Raw genomic sequence first — 5,710 nt, forward strand, 5'->3', positions numbered from 1 at the left:
TGTAACAATTCAAGTGTCTAAAAAGATTAAAATTTGACAATAAAAGCTATTTTATATAGAAGAAAATGATAGGGTACTAATTGTTAAAAATATTGAAACCTTCTGAATTTAGATACGTATAACTACTAAAGAAGTTATTAAACGGAAAAGTGGTGAGAAAAATAGAACAAATTTTCTTGTATGGTTTAATTGTAATTGGTCTTATTACTATTCTTTATGTGTTATTTGCAGATGCAATAGACGGCATGGAAGCAGGGATTTTTAATCCGACTACAATTCTCTCCTTTCTATTATTCATTTGTGCAGCTGGTTTTATTCTCCTTAAAATTACTAATTGGAGTGAAACCCTTATAATTACCGTGGCTGTAGGGATATCCTTCTTTTTAACCTTTTTGCTGTACTTCTTTGTACTTTTACCTCTCTCCTCAGCCGAAGTCTCCACAGCGTACACAAACGAGTCATTACTAGGGCAAGTCGGAAAGGTTATTGTTCCTATACCCTCAAATGGGTATGGTGAAATCACTATCGAGACAGTAAATGGACTCATCGCTAAAAGAGCTACTGGTTTAGACAATGAAGAGATTGATTATGAAAAACAAGTCTTAATAATTGAAGTGAAAGACGGCACTTTTTTAGTAAAAGAATATGTGCCTTTTATAAAATAAAAAGGGGGATTTTAAATGGGCTTGGAAATGTTAGTTGTAATAGGGGTTGTTGTATTCGTTGTTTTAATCATGCTGGCTGTCTATATAACCAAATATAAAACAGTTGGGCCTGATGAAGCATTAATCGTTACAGGGAGCTATTTAGGCTCTAAAAATGTTCATACAGATGACTCGGGCAATCGCATAAAGATTATTAGAGGTGGCGGTACATTCGTATTTCCTGTATTTCAGCAAAGTGAACCTCTTAGTCTATTATCAAGTAAGTTAGAAGTTACAACACCTGAAGTGTATACCGAGCAGGGTGTTCCAGTTATGGCGGATGGGACTGCTATTATAAAAATTGGGGGTTCCATTTCAGAAATTGCAACTGCGGCTGAGCAGTTTTTAGGGAAATCTAAACAGGACAGAGAAAATGAAGCAAAAGAAGTATTAGAAGGTCATCTTCGCTCCATTTTAGGATCAATGACTGTAGAGGAAATATACAAAAATAGAGATAAATTCTCACAGGAAGTACAACGAGTTGCTTCTCAGGATTTAGCTAAAATGGGTCTTATTATCGTTTCCTTTACTATTAAAGATGTTCGAGATAAGAATGGTTATTTAGATTCTCTAGGTAAGCCAAGAATCGCACAAGTTAAGCGTGATGCAGATATAGCTACAGCAGAAGCAGAAAAGGAAACACGTATTAAACGTGCAATGGCTTCGAAGGAAGCTCAAAAAGCTGAAATTGAACGAGCAACGGAAATCGCAGAAGCAGAAAAAGACAATCAGTTAAAGGTTGCAGAATACCGACGAGAGCAAGACATTGCTAAGGCGCGTGCCGACCAAGCCTATGAGTTGGAGACGGCAAGGTCTAAGCAAGAAGTAACAGAACAGGAAATGCAAATTCAAATTATTGAACGTCAAAAGCAAATTGAGCTTGAAGAGAAAGAGATATTGCGTCGTGAAAAGCAATATGATTCAGAGGTAAAGAAAAAGGCAGATGCAGACCGTTATGCTATTGAACAAAATGCTGCTGCATCCAAGTCTCGTGAAATGGCAGAGGCAGATGCAGAAAAATATCGCATTGAGGCAAAAGCGAAAGCAGATGCAGAAAAAGTACGTTTAGATGGTTTAGCAAAAGCTGACTCGCAACGTGCGCAAGGTGAATCAGAAGCAGATATAATTCGACTGAAGGGACTTGCAGAAGCTGAAGCTAAACAAAAAATTGCTGAAGCGTTTGATCTGTACGGGCAAGCTGCAGTTCTAGATATGGTTGTTAAAATGCTACCAGAATATGCTAAACAAATTGCTAGTCCACTTTCAAATATCGATAAGATAACTGTAGTAGATACTGGTGGAGGAGAAGGCGGAGGTGCCAATAAGGTTACCTCATACGCTACAAATCTTATGTCTACCCTACAAGAAACTTTAAAGGCTTCCTCAGGAATTGATGTAAAGAATATGCTAGAAAACTATGCTGGAAAGGGTAATATAAGACCGAGCATTGAGCAATTGACACAGGAAGTGAAAAAAGCGAACGAAGAAACAAAAGTACGCGAAGTACAAGAGGTATAACATATTAAAAAAACAGGCTTTCCTAAGTTGGAAGTCTGTTTTTTTGTATTTCCTTTCTTAACTTAATTTCATAAAGAACCCATTCATCATTAAATACGAACGTTTCTCCTTTTCGTAATTGGTAGTGACTGGATGGCATTCAAAAGTAATCTCTTACACAAATAACATATTACATACATACTCCAAAGGGATAGGGAAGACCTACCATTAGCCTGCGGTAGGCAATTAATTAGAAAATCCATTTCAAGTGATTCTCATAAAAGCATATAAATACCTTTATTATTATTTGATTGTTCGTGTTTTATGAAAACTTCAGAATTATGAAATTGATTCTACTATTAACTAAATGTATAATTAAGGTTAGATTGTCGAATGTTGTAGAATTGCGGAGGAACAATGATACTTACAAAAGAGCAAATTCATGATATTAAAGAAAAGCATAGCCTGCCAAGGGTAGTTACCGATAAAACAATTACAACCTATATTGGAAGCTCGGATGATATTTCGTATGCCCTTTATACACTTACACCTTCAAGTACTACTTGGATCTATTCTAATACATGTAAAGATAAAAGTTACGTAGAAAAATATTATATTTTAGCTGGCAGTTTAAAAGTAGTGTGTTGTAATAAACAGAAAATACTTCGACCGGGTGATGTAATAGATTCAGATTTGCAAAATGCACTAATTACTTGTCATGCAAAGGAAGAAGTGCACATTTTAATAGAAATGACTAAAAAACATTTTACCCAAAACTTCCTTGAGAGAGGTATTATTCATCGTGATGCTCTCCGTATTCAAGAAGTGGATGGTTATACTTATCATCATTGTGCGCGGATAAGAGACTATTCAATTGAACTTTGGAAAAGGCTGAATTTAAACAGTGAAGGGGTTCGAAGATTAAGCCTAGGCTCTTATTTTCATGACATTGGCAAACTTGCTATTCCTATAGAGATTCTAAATAAGCCTGGAAAGCTAACCGATGATGAATGGAAAATAGTTAAAATGCATACTACCCTAGGAGCTGAAATGATGAGGAATCATGAAATTTCCTGCATTAGGGAAGCTGCTTTTATTGTCGAACAGCATCATGAAAGGTATGATGGAAAAGGATATCCTTCTGGACTTATGGGAGAGGAAATTTCCTTAGAAGCTTCTATTGTCTCTGTAGTGGATGCATTTGATGCAATGACTACTAATCGGGTTTACCGTGGGGCTATGACCTTTGAAGAAGCTATACTCGAAATAAAGAGAGGCAGAGGAACTCAATTTAATCCAAAGGTTCTAGATGAATTTCTCGAAATGTTGCAAGAAAAAAATAATCAGTGGTAAATGAAAAGGAGAGAAAAAAATGTCTTATCGTATTGAACGTGATTCTATGGGAGAAATTAAAGTTCCACAAGATAGTCTTTGGGGAGCTCAAACACAAAGATCTAAAGAAAACTTTAAAATTGGTACAGAAAAAATGCCTATTGGAGTAGTACATGGATTAGCTCTATTAAAGAAATCAGCGGCAATCGTTAGTCATTCTCTTGGTAACCTATCAGAAGTAAAAAAAGATGCTATCGCAGCTGCAGCTGATGAAATACTAGCAGGAAAGCTAGACCATCATTTTCCATTAGTAGTTTGGCAAACTGGTAGTGGTACGCAGTCTAATATGAATGTTAACGAAGTCATTGCTAATAGAGGTAATCAGCTATTAGAGGAAAAAGGTAGTGAAGAGAGACTTCACCCAAATGATGATGTAAACAAATCCCAAAGCTCTAACGATACTTTCCCCACTGCACTTCATATTGCTGGGGTACTAGCAGTCGAAAAAGAGTTATTGCCTGCAATTGACGTTTTAAAAGAGACGTTGGGTAAAAAATCTGAACAGTTTATGGATATCATTAAAATTGGACGTACGCATTTACAAGATGCAACGCCACTGTCTCTTGGCCAAGAATTCAGTGGGTGGCATAGAATGCTTGAAAAGTCTTCTAAAATGATTAATACAGCAGTGGAAGATATGAAAGAGCTTGCAGTTGGAGGTACAGCTGTAGGTACCGGATTGAATGCTCCAAAAGGTTTTGGTGATCTAGTAGCAGCAGAAATTTCTAAAGAGCTAGGAATTGAATTTACTTCAGCTAAAAATAAATTCCATGCGTTGACAAGCTATGACGACGTTGTTTATGTACACGGTGCTGTGAAGGCACTTGCAGCTGATTTAATGAAGATTGCTAATGATGTACGATTACTTGCAAGTGGTCCTCGTTCTGGTATTGGCGAGATCTCTATTCCGGAAAATGAACCAGGAAGCTCTATTATGCCTGGTAAAGTAAATCCTACTCAAAGTGAAGCAATGACGATGGTAGTAGCGCAAGTTATGGGGAATGATACTTCAATTAGTTTTGCAGCAAGTCAAGGTAACTATCAACTGAATGTCTTCAAACCTGTAATTATTCATAACTTCTTACAATCCGTTCGCTTGTTAAGTGATGCTATTATTAGCTTCAATAATAACTGTGCAGTAGGGATTGAACCAAACTTAGAAACAATTAAACATCATGTTAATAATTCTCTAATGCTTGTAACTGCTTTGAATCCATACATTGGCTATGAGAATGCTGCAAAAATTGCTAAGCATGCCCACAAAAATGGTACAACTCTAAAAGAAGCAGCTATCGAATTAGAGCTGTTAACTGCTGACAAGTTTGATGAAATTGTTAGACCAGAAAAAATGATTTAAATGAGGTATATATGAAAAAAATTCTATTTTTATTATTTTGTTTAATGTTGGTGCTTGCTGCCTGTGGTCAAAAAGAAGAAAGTCACAAGACCGCAGAAGAAGTGGATCATCAGGAACATGATCACGACCATACGACTCATTTAGCTAATGGGGATATTCAAGAAACTACTTCTTCAACTGATGTGCTTCCGAAGTTTCTAGAAAAACAACCTGAAAATATGCAGCTGATTTATCAAGCGGCAGCAAAAGCTAATGATGTACTCAAGTGGATGCCTTGTTACTGTGGCTGCGGGGATAGTGCTGGCCATAGAAGCAACTTCAACTGTTTTGTACAGGAAATTAAAGAAAATGGTGAAGTCGTATGGGATGACCATGGTACTCGCTGTGCAGCGTGCTTAGAAACTGCCGTTGCCTCTATTAACATGGTTCAAGAAGGTAAGTCACTTATAGAAATTCGCCAGGCCATAGACGAGGCTTATCAAGAAGGCTACTCTAAACCAACTGACACACCAATGCCCTCTTAAAATATAACTGCTTCTTCTCACTATAAGTGAGAGGAGCAGTTTTTTTGTTGTTTAGGAAATTATAAAATTCTGAACCTGTGGGTAAATTGATGTCTAGCTTCATCGCCTTGCCCCTCGGGGTCAAATGGATAAAAGCTGCTCCTGCGCGAGCTCGTCGCAAACAAAAGCGTTTGCGGTGGCTGAGGAACTGCCTCCTCGCTTTTCTCCATTTGCCTGTCGGGGCAGTGACAGGCGCG

The 5,710-nt window shown here is 37.3% G+C and carries 5 protein-coding genes; all 5 read left to right on the forward strand.

Going from position 1 to position 5,710, the window contains the following annotated elements; translation table 11 throughout:
* Positions 1–152: 152 nt before the first annotated feature.
* The 5 genes from AC06OU_RS04265 to AC06OU_RS04285 all read left to right on the forward strand — a co-directional run bounded on the left by AC06OU_RS04265 (position 153) and on the right by AC06OU_RS04285 (position 5,474).
* Positions 153–665: an NfeD family membrane protein gene (locus tag AC06OU_RS04265; RefSeq protein ID WP_475854197.1), complete on the forward strand. Its 513-nt coding sequence runs from the start codon at positions 153–155 to the stop codon at positions 663–665.
* A gap of 15 nt (positions 666–680) precedes the next feature.
* The gene (locus AC06OU_RS04270) at positions 681–2,222 is read left to right on the forward strand and encodes a flotillin family protein (protein ID WP_475854198.1); all 1,542 of its coding nucleotides are present in this window, start codon (positions 681–683) and stop codon (positions 2,220–2,222) included.
* Between the two features lie 396 nt (positions 2,223–2,618).
* Complete coding sequence (locus AC06OU_RS04275) at positions 2,619–3,554, forward strand: HD-GYP domain-containing protein (protein WP_475854199.1); 936 nt, start codon at positions 2,619–2,621, stop codon at positions 3,552–3,554.
* A 19-nt stretch (positions 3,555–3,573) separates the two neighbouring features.
* Positions 3,574–4,950: a class II fumarate hydratase gene (gene fumC, locus AC06OU_RS04280; protein WP_298470857.1), complete on the forward strand. Its 1,377-nt coding sequence runs from the start codon at positions 3,574–3,576 to the stop codon at positions 4,948–4,950.
* 44 nt (positions 4,951–4,994) lie between these two features.
* Positions 4,995–5,474 carry a PCYCGC motif-containing (lipo)protein gene (locus AC06OU_RS04285; RefSeq protein WP_475854201.1) on the forward strand — a complete coding sequence of 160 codons (480 nt, stop codon included), beginning with the start codon at positions 4,995–4,997 and terminating at the stop codon, positions 5,472–5,474.
* The last annotated feature ends 236 nt before the right edge of the window (positions 5,475–5,710 follow it).

Source organism: Psychrobacillus sp., from assembly GCF_056205495.1.

What these genes read in the sequence shown, in the direction of transcription:
- AC06OU_RS04285 (WP_475854201.1), top strand. Translation starts at nt 4,995, where the DNA reads ATGTTGGTGCTTGCTGCCTGTGGTCAAAAAGAAGAAAGTCACAAGACC.
- AC06OU_RS04270 (WP_475854198.1), top strand. Translation starts at nt 681, where the DNA reads ATGGGCTTGGAAATGTTAGTTGTAATAGGGGTTGTTGTATTCGTTGTT.
- AC06OU_RS04275 (WP_475854199.1), top strand. Translation starts at nt 2,619, where the DNA reads ATGATACTTACAAAAGAGCAAATTCATGATATTAAAGAAAAGCATAGC.
- fumC (WP_298470857.1), top strand. Translation starts at nt 3,574, where the DNA reads ATGTCTTATCGTATTGAACGTGATTCTATGGGAGAAATTAAAGTTCCA.